Annotated in this window: 18 protein-coding genes; 15 read left to right on the top strand and 3 right to left on the bottom strand. The window is 62.3% G+C overall.

The genetic code is table 11. From position 1 onward, the window contains the following. Positions 1-238 precede the first annotated feature (238 nt). The gene (mpl, locus tag LD28_RS0100145; RefSeq protein ID WP_033135012.1) at positions 239-1609 is read left to right on the top strand and encodes a UDP-N-acetylmuramate:L-alanyl-gamma-D-glutamyl-meso-diaminopimelate ligase; all 1371 of its coding nucleotides are present in this window, start codon (positions 239-241) and stop codon (positions 1607-1609) included. Beyond that, positions 1606-2217, top strand: coding sequence for a flavin prenyltransferase UbiX (locus LD28_RS0100140; RefSeq protein ID WP_033135011.1), 612 nt, complete (start codon positions 1606-1608; stop codon positions 2215-2217). Before mpl ends, LD28_RS0100140 begins: the two co-directional genes overlap by 4 nt. Positions 2218-2286: 69 nt before the next feature. Here LD28_RS0100140 and LD28_RS0100135 read toward each other — a convergent pair whose 3' ends face one another. Beyond that, positions 2287-2901, bottom strand: a complete 615-nt coding sequence (locus LD28_RS0100135; protein ID WP_033135010.1) for a TetR/AcrR family transcriptional regulator — start codon at positions 2899-2901, stop codon at positions 2287-2289. 196 nt (positions 2902-3097) lie between these two features. On the opposite strand from LD28_RS0100135, the gene hpt reads away from it, so the two are divergent. The 10 genes from hpt (at position 3098) to melA (ending at position 12129) form a co-directional block, all read left to right on the top strand. Then, entirely contained in the window at positions 3098-3628 is a 531-nt protein-coding gene (hpt, locus tag LD28_RS0100130) for a hypoxanthine phosphoribosyltransferase (RefSeq protein ID WP_005335618.1), read from the top strand. A 111-nt stretch (positions 3629-3739) separates the two neighbouring features. Next, complete coding sequence (locus LD28_RS0100125) at positions 3740-4657, top strand: ABC transporter ATP-binding protein (protein ID WP_033135009.1); 918 nt, start codon at positions 3740-3742, stop codon at positions 4655-4657. After that, entirely contained in the window at positions 4654-5427 is a 774-nt protein-coding gene (locus LD28_RS0100120) for an ABC transporter permease (protein WP_033135008.1), read from the top strand. The genes LD28_RS0100125 and LD28_RS0100120 overlap by 4 nt, the downstream gene beginning before the upstream one ends. A gap of 250 nt (positions 5428-5677) precedes the next feature. Further along, positions 5678-6829: a double-cubane-cluster-containing anaerobic reductase gene (locus LD28_RS0100115; RefSeq protein WP_033135007.1), complete on the top strand. Its 1152-nt coding sequence runs from the start codon at positions 5678-5680 to the stop codon at positions 6827-6829. Between the two features lie 9 nt (positions 6830-6838). After that, entirely contained in the window at positions 6839-7621 is a 783-nt protein-coding gene (locus LD28_RS0100110) for an acyl-CoA dehydratase activase (protein ID WP_033135006.1), read from the top strand. Beyond that, positions 7618-7875 (top strand): putative Se/S carrier protein, encoded by a 258-nt coding sequence (locus LD28_RS0100105; protein ID WP_033135005.1) that lies wholly within the window; start codon positions 7618-7620, stop codon positions 7873-7875. Before LD28_RS0100110 ends, LD28_RS0100105 begins: the two co-directional genes overlap by 4 nt. Positions 7876-8009: 134 nt before the next feature. Continuing rightward, positions 8010-9020: a sugar ABC transporter substrate-binding protein gene (locus LD28_RS0100100; protein ID WP_050514224.1), complete on the top strand. Its 1011-nt coding sequence runs from the start codon at positions 8010-8012 to the stop codon at positions 9018-9020. Next, positions 9021-9779: an ATP-binding cassette domain-containing protein gene (locus LD28_RS0100095; RefSeq protein ID WP_033135004.1), complete on the top strand. Its 759-nt coding sequence runs from the start codon at positions 9021-9023 to the stop codon at positions 9777-9779. Further along, on the top strand, positions 9776-10771 hold the full coding sequence (locus LD28_RS0100090; protein WP_033135003.1) for an ABC transporter permease: 996 nt from the start codon (positions 9776-9778) through the stop codon (positions 10769-10771). The genes LD28_RS0100095 and LD28_RS0100090 overlap by 4 nt, the downstream gene beginning before the upstream one ends. Next, positions 10768-12129 (top strand): alpha-galactosidase, encoded by a 1362-nt coding sequence (gene melA, locus LD28_RS0100085; protein ID WP_033135002.1) that lies wholly within the window; start codon positions 10768-10770, stop codon positions 12127-12129. The genes LD28_RS0100090 and melA overlap by 4 nt, the downstream gene beginning before the upstream one ends. 73 nt (positions 12130-12202) lie before the next feature. On the opposite strand, the gene LD28_RS0100080 is transcribed toward melA, so the two are convergent. Then, positions 12203-14329 (bottom strand): hypothetical protein, encoded by a 2127-nt coding sequence (locus LD28_RS0100080; RefSeq protein WP_033135001.1) that lies wholly within the window; start codon positions 14327-14329, stop codon positions 12203-12205. A 245-nt stretch (positions 14330-14574) separates the two neighbouring features. On the opposite strand from LD28_RS0100080, the gene LD28_RS0100075 reads away from it, so the two are divergent. The 3 genes from LD28_RS0100075 (at position 14575) to LD28_RS0100065 (ending at position 16054) form a co-directional block, all read left to right on the top strand. Further along, positions 14575-14982, top strand: a complete 408-nt coding sequence (locus LD28_RS0100075) for a type III secretion system chaperone family protein (RefSeq protein ID WP_033135000.1) — start codon at positions 14575-14577, stop codon at positions 14980-14982. 120 nt (positions 14983-15102) lie between these two features. Continuing rightward, positions 15103-15522: a MauE/DoxX family redox-associated membrane protein gene (locus LD28_RS0100070; protein WP_033134999.1), complete on the top strand. Its 420-nt coding sequence runs from the start codon at positions 15103-15105 to the stop codon at positions 15520-15522. A 4-nt stretch (positions 15523-15526) separates the two neighbouring features. Further along, positions 15527-16054, top strand: a complete 528-nt coding sequence (locus LD28_RS0100065) for a rhodanese-like domain-containing protein (RefSeq protein ID WP_033134998.1) — start codon at positions 15527-15529, stop codon at positions 16052-16054. Positions 16055-16136: 82 nt separating this feature from the next. Here LD28_RS0100065 and LD28_RS0100060 read toward each other — a convergent pair. Next, on the bottom strand, positions 16137-17334 hold a 1198-nt coding region (locus tag LD28_RS0100060), incomplete at its 5' end, for a cation:dicarboxylate symporter family transporter (protein ID WP_033134997.1).

The raw sequence follows: 17334 nt of genomic DNA, 5'->3' as shown, positions 1-17334 counted from the left end.
GGGCGATATCGTAAAACTGTAGAGTGCGTCACAAAACCGAAGAATTGTAAGAAAGTGCGACACAATATCAAGCCTCAAATAAAGCCCACCAGCCCATTCCAATCTCGCATATCCCAACAACGCCAAGATTTCTGCCTCCGATGCCGCATCTGTGGGCCTCTCACCATGAGTGCGGCTTGTGCCACCACCGTAACACCCCCTAGAATGCGCACTTCCCTTTACTGCGAAAGGAAGCGGTATGCATATTCACATTCTCGGGATCTGCGGCACCTTTATGGGTGGTCTGGCGGTGTTGGCAAAACAGCTTGGCTATCGGGTCACCGGCTCTGATGCCAACGTCTATCCCCCCATGAGTACCCAGCTCGAGCAACAGGGCATCGAACTGACCGAAGGCTATGACCCTTCCCAGCTCGATCCGGCGCCGGATCTGGTGGTGATCGGCAACGCCATGAGCCGTGGCAACCCCTGTGTTGAATATGTGCTGGACCGCAATCTGCCCTATATCTCCGGCCCCCAGTGGCTGCTGGAGCATGTGCTGCAGGATCGCTGGGTGCTGGCTGTCGCCGGTACCCACGGCAAGACCACTACCGCCAGCATGCTGGCCTGGGTACTGGAGTACGCCAAGCTGGAGCCCGGTTTCCTGATCGGCGGCGTGCCGGGCAACTTCCCGGTTTCCGCCCGTCTCGGTTCTGCCCCCTTCTTCGTCATCGAAGCGGATGAGTATGACTGCGCCTTCTTCGACAAGCGCTCCAAGTTCGTTCACTACCACCCGCGCACCCTGGTGATGAACAACCTGGAGTTCGATCACGCGGACATCTTCCCTGACCTCGCCGCCATCCAGCGCCAGTTCCACCACCTGATGCGTACCGTGCCGAGCAACGGTCGGGTGCTGTTCCCAAAAGCAGATGACAACCTCACCGCCGTGCGCAAGATGGGCTGCTGGAGCGAAGTAGAGCTGGTGGGTCAGGACGACGCCAAGTGGAAAGCGGTCAAGCTGGCCGATGACGGCTCCGCCTTCGAGGTGTGGCTGGATGGTGAAAAGCAGGGCGAGGTGCACTGGGAGTGCATCGGCGAGCACAACGTCAACAATGGCCTGATGGCCATCGCTGCCGCCCGTCATGCCGGTGTCATGGTGGAGCACGGCATTGCGGCGCTCTGCCAGTTCAAATCACCCAAGCGGCGAATGGAGCTCAAAGGCGAGGTAGCCGGCATCAGCGTTTATGACGACTTCGCCCACCACCCGACCGCCATCGAGACCACCCTCGGCGGCCTGCGCGCCAAGGTGGGTGAAGCCCGTATTCTGGCGGTACTGGAGCCACGCTCCAACACCATGAAGCTGGGAGTACACAAGGAGGAGCTGGCCGGCTGCTTCGATGGCGCCGACGAGGTGTTCTTCTTCCAGCCACCCAACATCGGCTGGGATCTGGGGGAAGTGACTTCCCACATGACCCGACCTGCCAAGGTGTTCAACGATCTGGAGACCCTGATCAACCGGCTGGTGGCTGAGAGCCGCGATGGCGACCATATTCTGATCATGAGCAACGGCGGCTTCGGCGGCATTCATGACAAGCTGATCGCCCGCCTCAAGGATTACCACGGCGAACTATGAACAAAGCGATCACCCTGGCGCTGACCGGCGCCTCCGGCGCCCCCTACGCCCTGCGCCTGCTTGAGTGTCTGGTGCAGGCGGACTATCGGGTCTATCTGCTCGCCTCATCGGCAGCTCGTGTGGTGCTCAAAACCGAGCAGCAGCAGGAGTGGCCCGGCTCGCCGAAAGAGCTATCGGCGTATCTCTGTCGCCAATATGGCGCCAAGGAGGGGCAGATTGTAGCCTGCGGCAAGGAGGAGTGGTTCTCGCCGGTGGCTTCCGGCTCGGCAGCCCCCAAGCAGATGGTGATCTGCCCCTGCTCCATGGGCACCGTCTCGGCCATTGCCAACGGCACCTCGGACAACCTGCTGGAGCGGGCGGCGGACGTGGTGATCAAGGAGCGCGGCCAGCTGATTTTGGTGCCCCGCGAAACCCCCTTCTCGGCGATCCATCTGGAGAACATGCTGAAACTGGCGCGGCTCGGGGTCACCATCATGCCTGCCGCCCCCGGTTTCTATCATGAGCCGAAAAGCATCGCGGATCTGGTGGACTTTATGGTCGCCCGCATCCTCGATCATCTGGGCGTCGAGCATGCGCTGACCAGCCGCTGGGGCTATGGCCACCACTGAGGTGACCCGCCACATCCGGCCATAAAAAAGGCGCCCCTCGATGAGGGGCGCCTTTTTCGTTAAGCCGCATCAGCAAGCCTGAATAGGCGCCGTCACGTACTTGAACAGGAAATCAGTCACCTCTTCGCGCGCCGGGCGCTGGGGTTGATTGATCATCTGCATCATCACATAGCCAAAACCGGTCAAAGAGCGGGCCAGATCCTGTGCTGACAGCACGCTGGTGATCTCCCCTGCATCCATGGCGGCTTGCAGCTCGCTGGCGATCAGTTCAAGAGACTGATCGAGCAGCCGGGTATAGCGGGGCCATACCTCTTCCCGGACCGATGAACTCCACTCCAGCCAGATACCTGCGTAATCAGGCTGGTCGTAGGCGGCATTAACACACAGACTCACATGACATTTTATCTTGTCAAAGATAGAGCCGTTGATATCGTATGCCTGCGACAGCATCTGGTGCACAAAGCGCTCGATTTCGGCCAGCACCTCATCTACCAACTCCTCGCGGGTGTTGAAATAGTTGAATACGGTAGCAACCGATACCTTGGCCTGTTCAGCTATCTCGGCGTGACCCGCACGGCCAATGCCGCGACGGGAGAACACCTCGATGGCACATTCCATCAATTGGGAGCGACGAGCTTCCGGCGACAACCGGGTACGACGTCTTATTTCTGCGCGTGGTTCCATAGTTTTTATCATCTAATAGTTATTGATTATGGTGTTTATAGTATTTAATCATGCCTGAGTGTCTGCTAACTCTATCAATTAAAATAAGCCGATAAAAGCACCATGTATCTCTAGCACCCTTCGACACGAGTGGTAGAATCATCTGTTTTGATATTCATGAACGGCCAAATCCCTTTTGGCCTTATGGGAGTAAGTGATGAAACACACCGTCGAGGTGATGATCTCCGAGGCTGAAGTAGCCGCCCGGATCGCCAAATTGGGTGAAGAGATCACCGCCCGCTATCAGGGTTCCGATGAAGTCGTGATGATTGCGCTACTGCGCGGTTCCTGCATCTTCCTGGCCGACCTCTGCCGCCAGTGCCAGCTGCCCATCACCCTGGACTTCATGACCGCCTCCAGCTATGGCTCCGGCATGCACAGCACCCGTGACGTCCGCATCCTCAAAGACCTGGATGATGACATCAAGGGCAAGGATGTGGTGATCGTCGAAGACATCATCGACACCGGTTACACCCTCAACAAGGTGCGCGAGATCCTCTCCCTGCGCGAGCCGAAATCCCTCGCCATCTGCACCCTGCTGGACAAACCTTCCCGCCGCGAAGTGCAGGTGCCGGTCGACTGGATCGGCTTCGCCATCCCGGATGAATTCGTGGTCGGCTGTGGCATCGACTACGCCCAGAAGTACCGCAACCTGCCGTTTATCGGCAAAGTGGTACCCCAGGAGTAAGCCAGGTTCAGAATTATCACGGGTGAAGTGGCCTGGTGCCATTTGCTCTGTGCGGGCGGCCTTGGCCGCCTTTTCTGTATCAAGCCGGGTTCAACCATCACAGAGGTTGCAATGAACGCACTGGAAATCAGCGGCCTGAAAAAGACCTATCAGGGGGGCGTCGAAGCCCTTAAAGGCATCGATCTTACCGTCAAGCAGGGGGACTTCTTCGCCCTGCTCGGCCCGAACGGCGCGGGCAAATCCACCACCATCGGCGTCATCAGTTCGCTGGTTAACAAGAGCGCCGGCAAGGTGAAGGTGTTTGGCTACGACATCGACAGCGATCTGGAACAGGCCAAGGCCCAGCTCGGGCTGGTGCCGCAGGAGTTCAACTTCAGCCAGTTCGAGAAGGTGATCCAGATTGTCACCCATCAGGCCGGTTTCTACGGCGTACCCAAGGCGGAAGCGAAGATCCGCGCCGAGAAGTATCTGCGCCAGCTCGATCTGTGGGAGAAGCGCGACATGGCTGCCCGCACCCTCTCCGGTGGCATGAAGCGCCGCCTGATGATCGCCCGCGCCCTGATGCACGAACCCAAACTGCTGATCCTCGATGAACCGACCGCCGGGGTCGATATCGAGATCCGCCGCTCCATGTGGACCTTCCTCAAGGAGCTCAACGAGCAGGGCGTCACCATCATCCTCACCACCCACTATCTGGAAGAGGCGGAGATGCTCTGCCGCAACATCGGCATCATCGACAAGGGGCGCCTGATCGAGAACACCAGCATGAAAAACCTGCTGGGCAAGCTGGGCCGCGAGACCTTCCTGCTCGACCTTGCGCCAGGTTCTGCCGTACCGGACGTACCACAGTTCAACGGCCGGATGCCGGATGAACGCACTCTCGAGGTAGATCTCGACAAGAGCCAGTCCCTCAACAGCCTGTTCGAGCAGCTGTCGAGTCAGCAGGTGCAGGTCGTGAGCATGCGCAACAAGGCCAACCGGCTGGAAGAGCTGTTCGTCAGTCTGGTCGAAGAGGGGAGAAAAGCATGAACCTGACCACTTACTACATCGCTTTCAAGAGCATTCTGGCCAAGGAGGTGAGCCGCTTTACCCGGATCTGGATCCAGACCCTGGTGCCGCCCGCTATCACCATGAGCCTCTACTTCGTCATCTTCGGCAACCTGATCGGTTCGCGCATCGGTGACATGGGTGGCTTCACCTACATGGAGTTCATCGTGCCCGGCCTCATCATGATGTCGGTGATCACCAACTCCTACTCCAACGTCGCCTCCTCCTTCTTCAGCGCCAAGTTCCAGCGCAACATCGAGGAGATGCTGGTGGCGCCGGTGCCCAACTACGTCATCATCGCCGGTTATGTGGGTGGTGGCGTGGCGCGCGGCCTCTGTGTCGGCCTCATCGTCACCCTGGTGTCGCTGTTCTTCGTGCCGCTGCAGATCCACCATCTGTTCAGCGTCTGCTTCACCGTGCTGCTCACCTCGATCCTCTTCTCGCTGGGCGGGCTTATCAATGCGGTGTTTGCCAAGACCTTCGACGACATCAGCATCATCCCCACCTTCGTGCTGACGCCGCTCACCTATCTGGGCGGAGTGTTCTACTCCATCAGCCTGCTGCCCCCTTTCTGGCAGGGTGTCTCCCAAGTGAACCCCATCATCTACATGGTGAACGCGTTCCGCTACGGCTTCCTCGGCATCTCCGACGTGCCGCTCGGCACCGCCTATCTCATCATCATCGGCTTTATCGTGGCGCTCTACGGTATCGCCTGGTGGCTCATCTCCCGGGGCACCGGGCTGCGTCACTGAGCTGATTAATGGTTCAATACAACAGGCACCTTCGGGTGCCTGTTTTGTTTTCTGCCGTGACCGCAGGTCCCGTGCAGCCCATCCATGCCATCCCCTCACCTAATAACCGCTTCATTATTAAGGACTATTCTGACTCCTTGTGATCCAGCGCACTTTTAACCCTACCTCCAAATGTATAATTTCGCTGTTGGAAAGGCCGTATCGGACGGCCTTTCTGTTTTTCTCATTTTCCACCAGGGCAGGATCGCCTATGTCACTGATCACTGAGTTGCCAGCCATTTTCGAGAGTTTTTCAGATGCCCGTCGTCAGGGCTTTCTGGCTGTGATGGCACTCAAGGAGCGACAGATCCCCTTGGTCGGAACCTACTGCACCTTCATGCCGCAGGAAGTGGCGATGGCCGCCGGCGCCGTGGTGGTGTCTCTCTGCTCCACCAGCGACGAGACCATTGAAGAGGCCGAGAAAGATCTGCCCCGCAACCTCTGCCCGCTGATCAAAAGCAGCTACGGCTTTGCCAAAACCGACAAGTGCCCCTACTTCTACTTCTCCGATCTGGTGGTGGGTGAAACTACCTGCGACGGCAAGAAGAAGATGTACGAGTACATGGGTGAGTTCAAACCGGTCCATGTGATGCAGTTGCCCAACCGCGCCGATGACGAGGCCTCCCGCACCCTGTGGCGCAGCGAGATCGTCCGCTTCAAGCAGGTGCTGGAGCAGCAGTTTGGCCAGCCCATCACAGATCAGGCGCTGCACCAGGCGATCCTGCTGAAAAACCGCGAGCGCCGCGCACTGGCCGACTTCTACCGGCTGGGGCAGCTCAATCCCCCGGCGCTGAGCGGCACCGATCTGCTCAAGGTGGTCTATGGCGCCACCTTCCGCTTCGACAAGGAGCAGCTCATCACCGAGCTGCAAGAGATGACCCGCCGCATCAAGGCCGAGTATGCCGAGGGCAAGCGGCTCGACGCTCGCCCGCGCATCCTCATCACCGGCTGCCCCATCGGCGGCGCCGCCGACAAGGTGGTGCGCCTCATCGAGGAGCACGGTGGCTGGGTGGTGGGCTACGAGAACTGCACCGGAGCCAAGGCGACCGAGCAGTGCGTCAGCGAAGAGGGTGATCCGTTCGATGCCCTGACCGACAAATATCTGGCCATCGGCTGCTCCTGCATCTCCCCCAACCACCAGCGGATGACACTGCTGAGCCAGATGGTGGAGGAGTATCAGGCGGACGGGGTGATCGACGTGATCCTGCAGGCCTGCCACACCTATGCGGTGGAGTCGCAGGCTATCAAGCGCCACGTGCGCGAACGCCACGGCATCCCCTATATGGCGGTCGAGACCGACTACTCCAGCGCCGACAAGGGACAACTGGCGACCCGGCTGGCTGCCTTTATCGAAATGCTGTAAGGAGTCGCCGTGTCACTCTCTATCGGGATTGACTCGGGCTCCACCGCGACCAAAGGGATCCTGTTCGATAGCCGGAATGGCGGACGCATCGTCCGCCGTTTTCTGGTGCCGACCCCCTTTCGTCCGCTGGCAGCCATCGAGCAGGGCTGGGCCGAACTGTCGGCCGATTTGCCAGCCCCCCCCCATCTGACGCTGACCGGCTATGGCCGGGATCTGGCGTCGTTCGCCGATCGTCGGGTCACCGAGATCTCCTGCCACGGGCTGGGTGCCCGCCTGCTCTGCCCTAGCGTACACACCGTCATCGACATCGGCGGCCAGGACAGCAAGGTGATCCAGCTCGATGGCGACGGCAACCTCACCGACTTTCTGATGAACGACAAGTGCGCCGCCGGTACCGGCCGCTTTCTCGAGGTGATCACCCGCACGCTGGGCGCGCGGGTCGAGCAGCTCGACGAGCTGCTGCTGGGGGCCGAGCCCCACGACATCAGCAGCATGTGCACCGTGTTTGCCGAGTCGGAGGCGATCAGCCTGCGCTCGGCGGGCATTCCGGCCGAGTCGATCCTGGCCGGTATCGTCCGATCTATGGCCCGGCGCAGCGCCAACTTCATCGGCCGCCTCGGCGCCAGACCGACCGTGCTCTTTACCGGCGGTGTCAGCCACTGCGCCACCTTCCGCCACTATCTGGCCGACGGGTTGGGCTGCGAGGTAGCCACCCATCCGGATGCCCAGTTTGCCGGTGCGCTGGGGGCCGCGCTGTTCGGCGCTCGCGCCAGCACGGGAGGCACATCATGAAGCAGGAGTTCCTCTACCTGTTCCACTCCACCCTCGGCACGGTCAGGCTGCGCAAGCGGCTGGAGCAACACGACCAGTCGTTTCGGGTCTGCGACGTGCCGCGCCAGCTCAGCGCTGGCTGCGGCCTAGCCATTCGCCTCCACTGCCTGCCCAACGAGTGGCAAGGCTGGTGTCAGCGCGGTGAAACGGCCGCTGTCTTTCGCTGCGAAGCGGACGGCGACTATCAGGAGCTGGCCCGCTACCCAGCCGCCTGAACCTGCAAAATCAACCAAATTTGACCGCCCGGCACCCGACCGTGGCAGCAACCGCATTTATCCGGTTATGCGGATTGCCTGTGCCTCACGGCACGGGATCCACCGCGCCTGCATTTACTACAAGGAGAAACACCATGCACAACACGCACACTGGCAAAACTCACACGGCCAAACGCTGGCTCACCGGCCTGCTGATGTCCGGCTGCCTGCTCGCCTCTCAAGCGAACGCGGCCCCCTCCGGCAAGGATATGACCATCTGGTTTGATCTCGGCGGCCCGGTCGGCGAATCCTATGTCACCGTGGTGCAGAGCGGCGCCGTGCAGGCGGCAGAAGATCTGGGGGTGGATCTGCGTCTGGTCTACTCCGACTGGCAACCCCAGAAGATGATCGAGAACTTCAAGCAGGCGGTAGCCGCCAAACCCGCAGGCATCGTCGTCATTGGCCTGCCTGGCGACAGCGCCTACCAGCCACTGATCAGCGACGCCATCACCAAGGGGATCAAGGTCACCTCGGTGGACACCGAGCTCTCCGGCACCATGGACATTGAGCGAAGCAATGGCTTTGGCTATGTGGGTGACAACAACGCCACCCGCGGCATCAAACTGGCCAAAGAGGCCCTGCGCCGCAGCGGCCTGAAAAAGGGTGACCGCGCCATGGTATGGGGCATCAAGGATATCGCCCAGCGCAGCGACTCCACCCGCGGCATTATCAAGACCCTGGAAGAGGCAGGCATGAAGGTCGACTTCATCCAGATCTCGCAGGAAGTGGACAAGGACCCGACCCTGGGTGCCCCGGTCGTCACCTCCTATCTGGCCACCCATCCCGACGTGAAGATGGTGATGGTGGATCACGGTGCCCTGACCGCCCAGATGGGCAACTTCCTGCGCAACGCCGCCGTCAAACCCGGTGAGCTGTTTGTCGGTGGTTTCAGCCTCTCCCCCGCCACCGCTGACGGGATCCAGTCCGGTTATGTACAGTTGGTGGCTGACGGCCAACCCTACCTGATGGGTTACCTCTCCGTGGTTCAGCTGGTGCTGAGCAAGCGTTACGGCTTCTCCGGTCTGGACATCAACACCGGGGCCGGTTTTGTCGCCAAGGACAACATCGGGCTCATCGCCCCGCTGGCGGCCAAAGGTCTGCGCTAAATGGCGCCACTGGTCCTCGAACTGCACGGGCTGAACAAATGGTTCGGACCGGTGCAGGCCCTGCGGGATATCCATTTTCAGCAGCGGGCGGGTGAAGTGGTCGCCCTGCTTGGCGACAACGGCACGGGCAAGTCGACCCTGATCCGGGTGATTGCCGGGGCCGAACCGTTCGGCAGCGGCACCCTGACCATCGCCGGGCAGACGGTGGCTGGCGCGCGTTACGATGTGCCCACCGCCCGTCGGCTCGGCATCGAGACCGTCTATCAGAGCGGCGCCCTCGGCGAGCAGCAGAGCGTCTGGCGCAACCTCTTTCTGGGGCGCCATCTGCGCAATCGCTGGGGCTTTATCGACCGGCAGGAGGAGCGACGCCGGGCCGCCGAACTGCTGCGGGTGCTCCATTTTCGCGGCATCGGCGCCAACGTCGATGCCCCGGTCAGCCTGCTCTCCGGCGGCGAGCGGCAGGGGCTGGCCATCGGCCGCGCCATGCTGTTCGATGCCCGGCTGGTGATCCTCGATGAGCCGACCACCGCCCTCTCCCTCGGCGAGGTGGAGAAGGTGCTCAGCTTTATCGAACAGCTGCGGGCACAGGGGCGTGCTTGCCTGCTCATCACCCACAACATGGCCGATGCTTACCGGGTCGCCGACCGCTTCGTGGTGATGGACAGGGGCGCCATCGTCGCCCAGTACCACAAGGCCGACATGACTCTCCCTACCCTGCAACAGGCGTTGCTGGATGCCGTCAGAAGGGGCAGCCAATGAGACACTTCCTGCTCGCCAATCGAGCGCCTTTACTGACCGGGCTGATCCTGCTGCTGCTGTGGGGGCTGTTTGCCAGCATCAGTCCGGTCACCTTTTTCAATGGCCGGATCTACACCTCCCTGCTCTCGACCATTCCGCTGACCATACTGCTGGCACTGGGGATGACCCTGCTGATCATCGCCCGCGAGATCGACATGAGCTTTCCGGCGATCATTGCACTGGGGGGATTCATCTTCGCCTGGCTGTTCCAGCACACCGGCTCGCCGCTGCTGGCACTGCTGGGGGCGATGGCGGGGGGGCTGCTGTGTGGGCTGCTCAACGCCCTGCTGATCGTGCAGTTCCAGATCCCCTCCATCATCGCCACCATAGGTACCCAGTTCTTTATCGGCGGCCTCACCACTGTGTTGGCTGACGGGCTGGCCCTCAGCCTGCCCGAGATCCGCGACACCCTGCTCCATACCCTGCTGACGGGGCGGGTGTGGGAGTGGCTGCCCGCCCAGGCCCTCTGGAGCCTGCTGGCGGCACTGCTGCTCTGGCTGCTGCTGTCCCATCACGCGCTGGGCGACAACATCAACTTCATCGGTGACAACCCGGAGGCCGCCCGCCTGATGGGGGTGCCGGTCAACCGGATGCGGCTCGGCCTCTTCATGCTGATGGGGCTGCTTGCCGCGCTGGTCGGGGTGCTGATCAGCGTCGAGATGAGCAGCTGGTGGCCCAATCAGGGACAGGGTTACATGTTGCTGGTATTTGCCTCCGTCTTCATCGGCGGCACCTCGGTGCTGGGGGGCAAGGGCACCCTGCTGGGCAGCCTGTTTGGCGCCTGCATCATCGGCATGCTGGAGGCGGGCATCATCAGTGCCGGTCTCGACGGCTTCTGGACCCGCCTGGTCTACGGGGTGATGATCCTCGTCGCCCTGATGATCCACGGCAGCCTGCTGCAACTTCAACAGGGACGCTGGCGCTCCCGTTTTTCCAATAAGGTTCCGACATGAGCAAGATCACCATCATAGGCGCAGGCAGCGTCATGTTTACCCGCCAAATCGTCTCGGCCCTGCTCTCCTACCCCGCCATGGCGGGCACCGAGCTGGTGTTGATGGATCTCAATCCCGAGGTGCTGGCCCAGAGCCACCGCCTCATCACCATGATGGTGGCGCAATCCGGCCTGCCGATGAAGGTGAGCCAGACCACCAGCCAGCGCGATGCGATTCGCCACGCGGACTTCGTCATCAGCGCCATTCAGGTAGGCGGCCTCGCCCCCTGGAAGCTGGATATGGCGATCCCGGCCAAATACGGGGTGATCCAGGAGGTGGGTGACACCATGGGACCGGGCGGCATCTTCCGCGCCCTGCGCCACATTCCGCCCATGCTGGCGATCCTGCGAGATATGGAGGCGCTCTGCCCGAACGCCCTCTTCATCAACTACGCCAACCCGCTGGCCCCCCTCACCTGGGCGGCCAAGGAGGCGAGCGGCATTCAATCCATCGGCCTCTGCTACGGGGTGCGCTACACCGTCGCCCAGCTCGCCGGTTATCTGGGGGTCGGCCCCTGGGTGGATCACCCCTCCACCCCGGAGCGCTGGCAGCGCCTGATGTATCACGATGTGCCCGCCGAGGTGGAGTACGAGTTCGCCGGGATCAACCACATGACCTGGATCACCCGCTTCGCCATCCATGGCGAGGATATGCAGCCGCGGATCCGGGCGCTGGTGGATGATCCGAAAACCCGCGAGGCAGACGGCGTGCGCTGCGAAGTGCTGAAGTTCTTCGGCCTCTGGTGTACCGAGAACCACTGGCACTGCAGCGATTACCTCCCCTACTTCCGCAAGAACGAGGCGATGATCAACCACTTCCTGCCCCAGCGCTGGAATCTGCTGGCACTGGAAGAGCAGGTCCACGCCGCCGGCAAGGCGGAGATCGCCGCCCAGCTGGCGGGGGAGAAGCCCTTCGTCATCGCCCCCAACATGCTCAACGGGCCCAAGCTGATCCACGCCATGGTGAGCGGCGAGCGCACCCGCATCAACGGCAACCTGGCCAACTGCCAGCCAGAGGGGCTGCTGGTGGAGAACCTGCCCGCCGAGTGCGTGGTGGAAGTGCCAATCTGGGTCGATGAGAAGGGGCTGCAACCGCAGGCGATGGGGCGACTGCCGACCCAGTGCGCCAGCCTGTGCAAGAGCAACACCGCGGTGCAGGAGCTGATTGTGCAGGCGGCCCTGACCGGCGATCTCGATGCCGCCCGCTACGCGCTGGCCCTCGACCCGGTCACCGCCACCGTCTGCACCCTGGAACAGATCCAGCAGATGTTCGACGAGATGTATGCCGCCCAGCGCCAGTGGCTGCCCCAGTTCCCCTGAACCGCTACACCGCAATGACAGAGGGGCTCCCGCGCGGGAGCCCCTCTTTTTTGTCCACTGCCCGCGCTGGCGGTTACACCTTGATGGCGTGATCCCGCAGCAGCCGGGCGGTGAGCTCAAGCTTCTCGTTGCGCTCGGCGGCCCGCTCAGGGACGGTGACGATCCCCTGCTCATCAACCCGATCCTGCCCGAAGGCATCGTCGATGGCCTGCGCCATGGCGCTGCGGCCAGCGGCGATATCGGGATCGGTCAGGCTCTCCTGCATCCGGATCCGGTTCTCGCTGGCGGCCAGCTGCAGTTCGTCCAACTGGGTGCCGAGGGCGGCAATCCGGCCATCGACCCGCTGGGCCAGCTCGAAGAGACGGTTTTCATTCCCTGCCGCCATCGCCCGCCCATCGAGCAGCTCCCCTTTGCGCTGATCAAAATTGGTCACGGCGCGGGCGGCCAGCTCCAGCGCATAGGCCTTGGTGGCCATGGCGTTGATCCCGCCCTCCCAGCCGACATCGGAACCGACCCCCAGCGTCACGCCAAGGGTGGTATGAAACTTGGCCCCCTCCGGCCCGAAGGCGGCGGTGGCCCCGGCCAATGCGCCGACCCCCAGATTGGCAGAGGCACGCACCTTGGCCGAGAGGCTGTAGGCATCGGCATACTGGCTCTTGAACAGATTGAGCTGGGCACTGCCCTCTGCTTTCACGCCAGCAAAGGCCGAGGCATTCGCGGTGACACTGACCACGGGCCCATTGGGGGTCATGATGGCCGCAGCCCCGGCCTCCAGCTTGGCGTTGACCCCCACCTCGGCCGACCCTGCCAGCTTGGCGTTGAGCAGATTGCCGATGGTCCAGCTCCCCTCCACCGACAACCCCAGCTTGCTCACCAGCTCGGCGCTGGCACCGATGCGCAGCAGACTCACATCGTGGGGGCCCGGCTTGTAGCGCTCCCCTGCCGTGTCGTTCAGCACGCGGGGAGGCGCATTGAATGCCAACGAACCTTCCGCCTTGCCAATCACCAGCTCCGCCTTGGCACTCGCCTTGTTCTCCTGGGTCAGGGCCGCCTTGCCGGCAAACTCCCCTACCGGCGTGTCGCGGCGCCCCTCCCACTTGCCGATCTCGATCTTGGCGAAAGCCTCCACCAGCGCACTGGCACTGACCAGACCGAGCCCGCTAAAGGCCTTCTGACTCACCGGCTCGCCCGGTTTCAACTCCTTGGGCTCGCCCGGTTTCAACTCCTTGCTGGCCGCAGAGAGAGGGTGCTTGAGCTCGGCCCGCACGCCGCTCTGATAGTGCTTGCCTGATGTGGCCTCTCTCTGCCAGAGCGCCTTCTCCTGCGCCTCGCGCTCAAGCCAGGGCTCATCCAGGCCATCCACCAGCGCGGTCAGCAGCTCGGTTCTGAGCAGGCCGATCTCCCCCTGCTGGCTCACCTTCTGCTTAATGCCGAGATCCAGCACCTCCTTGAGGTGGCCCAGCTCCAGCAGTTGGCTGTGAGTCAGCAGGATCTCGCGGCCATTCTCCTCGGCGGTGGCTTGTGGCTTGAGCTCGCCCAGTGCGGGCAGCGCCTGACGCAAGGTGCCGCAGAACAGCTGCCACTCGTGACTGGCTGCAACCTCCTCCCGGGTCGGCGCCCGCTCCAGCCGCCGCGCCATCATCCCCTCACTCACCCCGAACATCAGATCGAGCCCCCCTTGCAGCTCCCGCTTAAACAGGTCGTTGGCCCCCTCCTGTTGCAAGCGAGCCAACTCGCTGCACCACTGGCGGATCCGCTGGTTGCTCTCGATAGGCTGGTTGACCCGCCCCTGCTCGTTGCAGACCCACGCCAACTGAAATGACGGAGGCTTGCCCCCCTGCGCCAACGCCTGACGGCGGACCGCGATGTCATCGACCAGTTTCTGCAACACCGGATCCTGCTGACGGGAGCGGTTCTTGCCCGAGTCGATCCAGAACTGCAGCGCCTGCTCTATCTTCGCCAGCCCGGCCAGTGAAGGCGCTGGCTGGGCCTGATAGTGCCGCACCGCCTGCTTGACCGCCTTGAGCTCCGGGCTCTGCTGACGGCCAGCGCCACGGCGGATCCCCTTTTCAAACTCCCGGTTACCGGCATCCAGCAGCCGCAATCTGGCACTGCCAAGGCGAGCGGTGGCCGCTGATGTCGCGTCAGGGGTTGGCGGCTGATGACGGGTGGCATCGATATCCGGTGAGGCAATTTTCATGGCGAGGGTCCTGCACTGATAAGAGAGAAGAGCCCCAGCGTACGCCGCCCGCACCTGTCGCCCTGTCAGCGATGGCCCCGCTTTTTTAGGATTCGGGCTGACCCGCAGAAGATGCCTGCCAGCTCACACTTCCGGCCTCCCCCTCTTCTCTACCGACCCGCACCTAAAAAAAGAGGACGATGAGTGATAAGCAGCGGCCGATCAGCCGCATAGGGTGTCACTCTCACCCCGTTCGAGGTTCGGCCATGTATCACGCACTCATCACAGCCCTGTTCACACAACTCGGACTCCCCGTCCCGGCGGCCGGACAGACCGCCACCACCCTGGCCATCAACGACGAGCTGGTGCTGACGCTGGCAGAGGATGAGGGCCATCTGGTGATCTATCTGCTGCTGCCGGGCCACGCCATGCCCAACATGCCCCTGCTCAATCACCTCAGCGACGAGCCGGTGTTTCTGCTGGATCAGACCGAACAGGGGGAGACCCTGATCTGGGCCCGCGAGTGGCTCGATCACCTGACGCTCGACAGCCTGCTGGTGCTGCTCGAGCGGGCCATCGAGCTGGCGGCGGAGCTGCTGACCCACCAGCACGATCGGGAACAAGCCAGACAAGCGGAAGCGTCAGACCCGCGCAACGCCGCCATCAGGGTATGATGGCGCCCCTCCCGCGCGCCGCCCCGCAAAATCGAGATTTATCTTGCTCGCCATGGGTTTAGCCATTGCGGCTCAATCGGTAATGGTTAGAATTTACCTCTCTCCATAAAGAGGTAGATGATGCCTGCATTGCTGCGCATACTGGCCAAGCTGGCGCTGGGGGGATTCTTCGTCGCCTCGGCCGGGTTCAAGCTGGTATCCCCCGCCCTGTTTGTCGAACAGATTGCGGCCTTCGGGCTGATCTGGCCGCCGCTGATCCCACTGGTTAGCTGGGGGCTGATCGCCCTTGAGCTCTGCGCGGGCGTGGCGGTGATCGCCAACCGACGCTGGGGGCTGTGGCTGGTGATCGGGCTGCTCGCCCTGTTTATTCCGGTGTTGGGCTATGGCATTGCCATCGGGCTCGACATCTCTTGCGGCTGTCTTGGCAAGGCTGATCTCAGCTCGCTGCCACAAGCCATTGTGCGGGATCTGCTGCTACTGACGCTTGCGGGCGCCCTGCTGCGAACTTCCCGCCCTGTTTTTCCCGTTCTAAAGGAGTAGTGACATGATGACATTGCGATCCCGCACCCTGCTGGCCTCGCTGATCGCCGCCAGCTTTGCCCTTGGTGGCTGTGGCGACAACCAGTTCGAGCAGGAGGTGAAGCTGGAGCAGTCGGCGGTGCAGCTGGCGCAAGAGACGCAGCAGGGGGGCTATCAGCTGCTAACCGTGGCCGAGCTGAAGACCCGGATGGACAAGGGTGAGGAGCTGGTGATCATCGATACCATGCCCTATGAGGACTCCTACAAGAAAGAGCACATCCCGGGCGCCAAGAACTTCGTCTTCGTGAAGGAGGCCAAGTCCGGCGACAACTGGAGCGAGATCATCGAGGGGAGCGGCACCCCGGAGCAGTTCCAGGCGCTGCTGGGTGAAGACAAGTCCCGCCCGGTGGTGATCTACTGCGGCTTCGTCAAGTGCGGCCGCAGCCACAACGCCGCCGCCTGGGCGGTGACTCAGGGCTACCAACAAGTCTATCGGGTGCCGGGCGGCATCTTCGCCTGGAAAGGAGCCGGTTACCCCGTCTCTGCCGAGTAACCGCGCCTGCCCACAAGGCAACACTGCCGACATAAAGAAGCCCGCAACTGCGGGCTTCTTTCATATTGCGTGGCACTCAGGGTTAGCTGGCGGCCTGTGGCTGCTCCAGTGTCTGCTCCTGACTCTGCACTTCAGCCAGCTGCTGTTTGCCCAACAACCGCTTGGTGATCATCGCCGCCATGATGGAGCCGTTGACGTTGAGGGCGGTACGGCCCATGTCCACCAGCGGCTCGATGGCGATCATCACCCCCACCAGCGCGATGGGGAAATTGAGGGTGGAGAGCACGATCAGCGCGGCGAAGGTGCCACCGCCGCCCACCCCCGCAACCCCGATGGAGCCGAGTGCGATGACCGGCAGCAGGGTGAGCAGGAACAGGGGATCAAACGGGTTGATGCCGAGCATGGGGGCGATCATCGCCACCATCATGGCCGGGTAGATACCGGCGCAGCCATTCTGACCCAGATTGGCACCGAACGACGCGGCGAAGTTGGCGATGCTGGCGGGCACCCCAAGACGCTGCTGGGTCTCGATGCTGAGGGGGATGGAGGCGGCGCTGCTGCGGGAGACAAAAGCGAAGGTGAGCACGCCCCACACTTCCCGCAAATAGTGCAGCGGATTCTGGCCGATCAGCAGCAGGAACACCATGTGTACCGCAAACATCGCCAGAATGGCGACATAGCAGACCAGAATAAAGCCGAGCAGGCTGAGGATCTCGCTCAGGGGATAGTGAGCCACCACCCGGGCAATCAGCGCCATCACCCCATAGGGGGTGAGCGCAATCACCACCCGCACCATCTTCATCACCCACAGTTGCAGGGTGTCGATGGCCACGGCGGCGCGAGCCCCCGCCTCCGGGTGCTCCGCCTTCAGCTGGAGCAGAGCAACCCCCGCCAGCACGGTGAAGATCACCACCCCGATCACCGAGAGGCCGCGGCTACCCGCCATATCGGCGGCAAAGTTGGTGGGCACCAGCGAGAGCAGCAGGGCAGGCAGCGTCTGGGCACTGTCGATGGTGCTCATGCTCTGTTGCAGCGCCGCGCTGTCGCTGCCGTGGCTCAGCAGCCCTTCGGCAGTGAGGCCACTCAGATGGGTCACCGTCATCCCCACCACACCGGCGATCATCACCAGCGTCAGCATGGAGCCGATCAGCACGGCGCTGATCTTGCCGAGGGACTGGGCCTGCTCCAGCTTGTTGATGGCAGAGAGGATGGAGGTGAACACCAACGGCATCATCACCACCTTGAGCAGGCTGACATAGCCGCCGCCGACGATATTGACC

The sequence above is a fragment of the Aeromonas finlandensis genome (genome assembly GCF_000764645.1).
In the GTDB taxonomy this organism is placed as follows: Bacteria; Pseudomonadota; Gammaproteobacteria; order Enterobacterales; family Aeromonadaceae; genus Aeromonas; species Aeromonas finlandensis.
Note: the sequence above shows the minus strand (reverse complement) of the source record. Positions and strands in the feature narration are given on the sequence as shown.

Bases quoted from the DNA above. Each gene is read 5' to 3' on its own strand.
- LD28_RS0100135 (WP_033135010.1), bottom strand. From the start codon at position 2,901: ATGGAACCACGCGCAGAAATAAGACGTCGTACCCGGTTGTCGCCGGAA.
- LD28_RS0100125 (WP_033135009.1), top strand. From the start codon at position 3,740: ATGAACGCACTGGAAATCAGCGGCCTGAAAAAGACCTATCAGGGGGGC.
- melA (WP_033135002.1), top strand. From the start codon at position 10,768: ATGAGCAAGATCACCATCATAGGCGCAGGCAGCGTCATGTTTACCCGC.
- LD28_RS0100070 (WP_033134999.1), top strand. From the start codon at position 15,103: ATGCCTGCATTGCTGCGCATACTGGCCAAGCTGGCGCTGGGGGGATTC.
- LD28_RS0100095 (WP_033135004.1), top strand. From the start codon at position 9,021: ATGGCGCCACTGGTCCTCGAACTGCACGGGCTGAACAAATGGTTCGGA.
- mpl (WP_033135012.1), top strand. From the start codon at position 239: ATGCATATTCACATTCTCGGGATCTGCGGCACCTTTATGGGTGGTCTG.
- hpt (WP_005335618.1), top strand. From the start codon at position 3,098: ATGAAACACACCGTCGAGGTGATGATCTCCGAGGCTGAAGTAGCCGCC.
- LD28_RS0100140 (WP_033135011.1), top strand. From the start codon at position 1,606: ATGAACAAAGCGATCACCCTGGCGCTGACCGGCGCCTCCGGCGCCCCC.
- LD28_RS0100100 (WP_050514224.1), top strand. From the start codon at position 8,010: ATGCACAACACGCACACTGGCAAAACTCACACGGCCAAACGCTGGCTC.
- LD28_RS0100120 (WP_033135008.1), top strand. From the start codon at position 4,654: ATGAACCTGACCACTTACTACATCGCTTTCAAGAGCATTCTGGCCAAG.
- LD28_RS0100065 (WP_033134998.1), top strand. From the start codon at position 15,527: ATGATGACATTGCGATCCCGCACCCTGCTGGCCTCGCTGATCGCCGCC.
- LD28_RS0100115 (WP_033135007.1), top strand. From the start codon at position 5,678: ATGTCACTGATCACTGAGTTGCCAGCCATTTTCGAGAGTTTTTCAGAT.
- LD28_RS0100105 (WP_033135005.1), top strand. From the start codon at position 7,618: ATGAAGCAGGAGTTCCTCTACCTGTTCCACTCCACCCTCGGCACGGTC.
- LD28_RS0100075 (WP_033135000.1), top strand. From the start codon at position 14,575: ATGTATCACGCACTCATCACAGCCCTGTTCACACAACTCGGACTCCCC.
- LD28_RS0100080 (WP_033135001.1), bottom strand. From the start codon at position 14,329: ATGAAAATTGCCTCACCGGATATCGATGCCACCCGTCATCAGCCGCCA.
- LD28_RS0100090 (WP_033135003.1), top strand. From the start codon at position 9,776: ATGAGACACTTCCTGCTCGCCAATCGAGCGCCTTTACTGACCGGGCTG.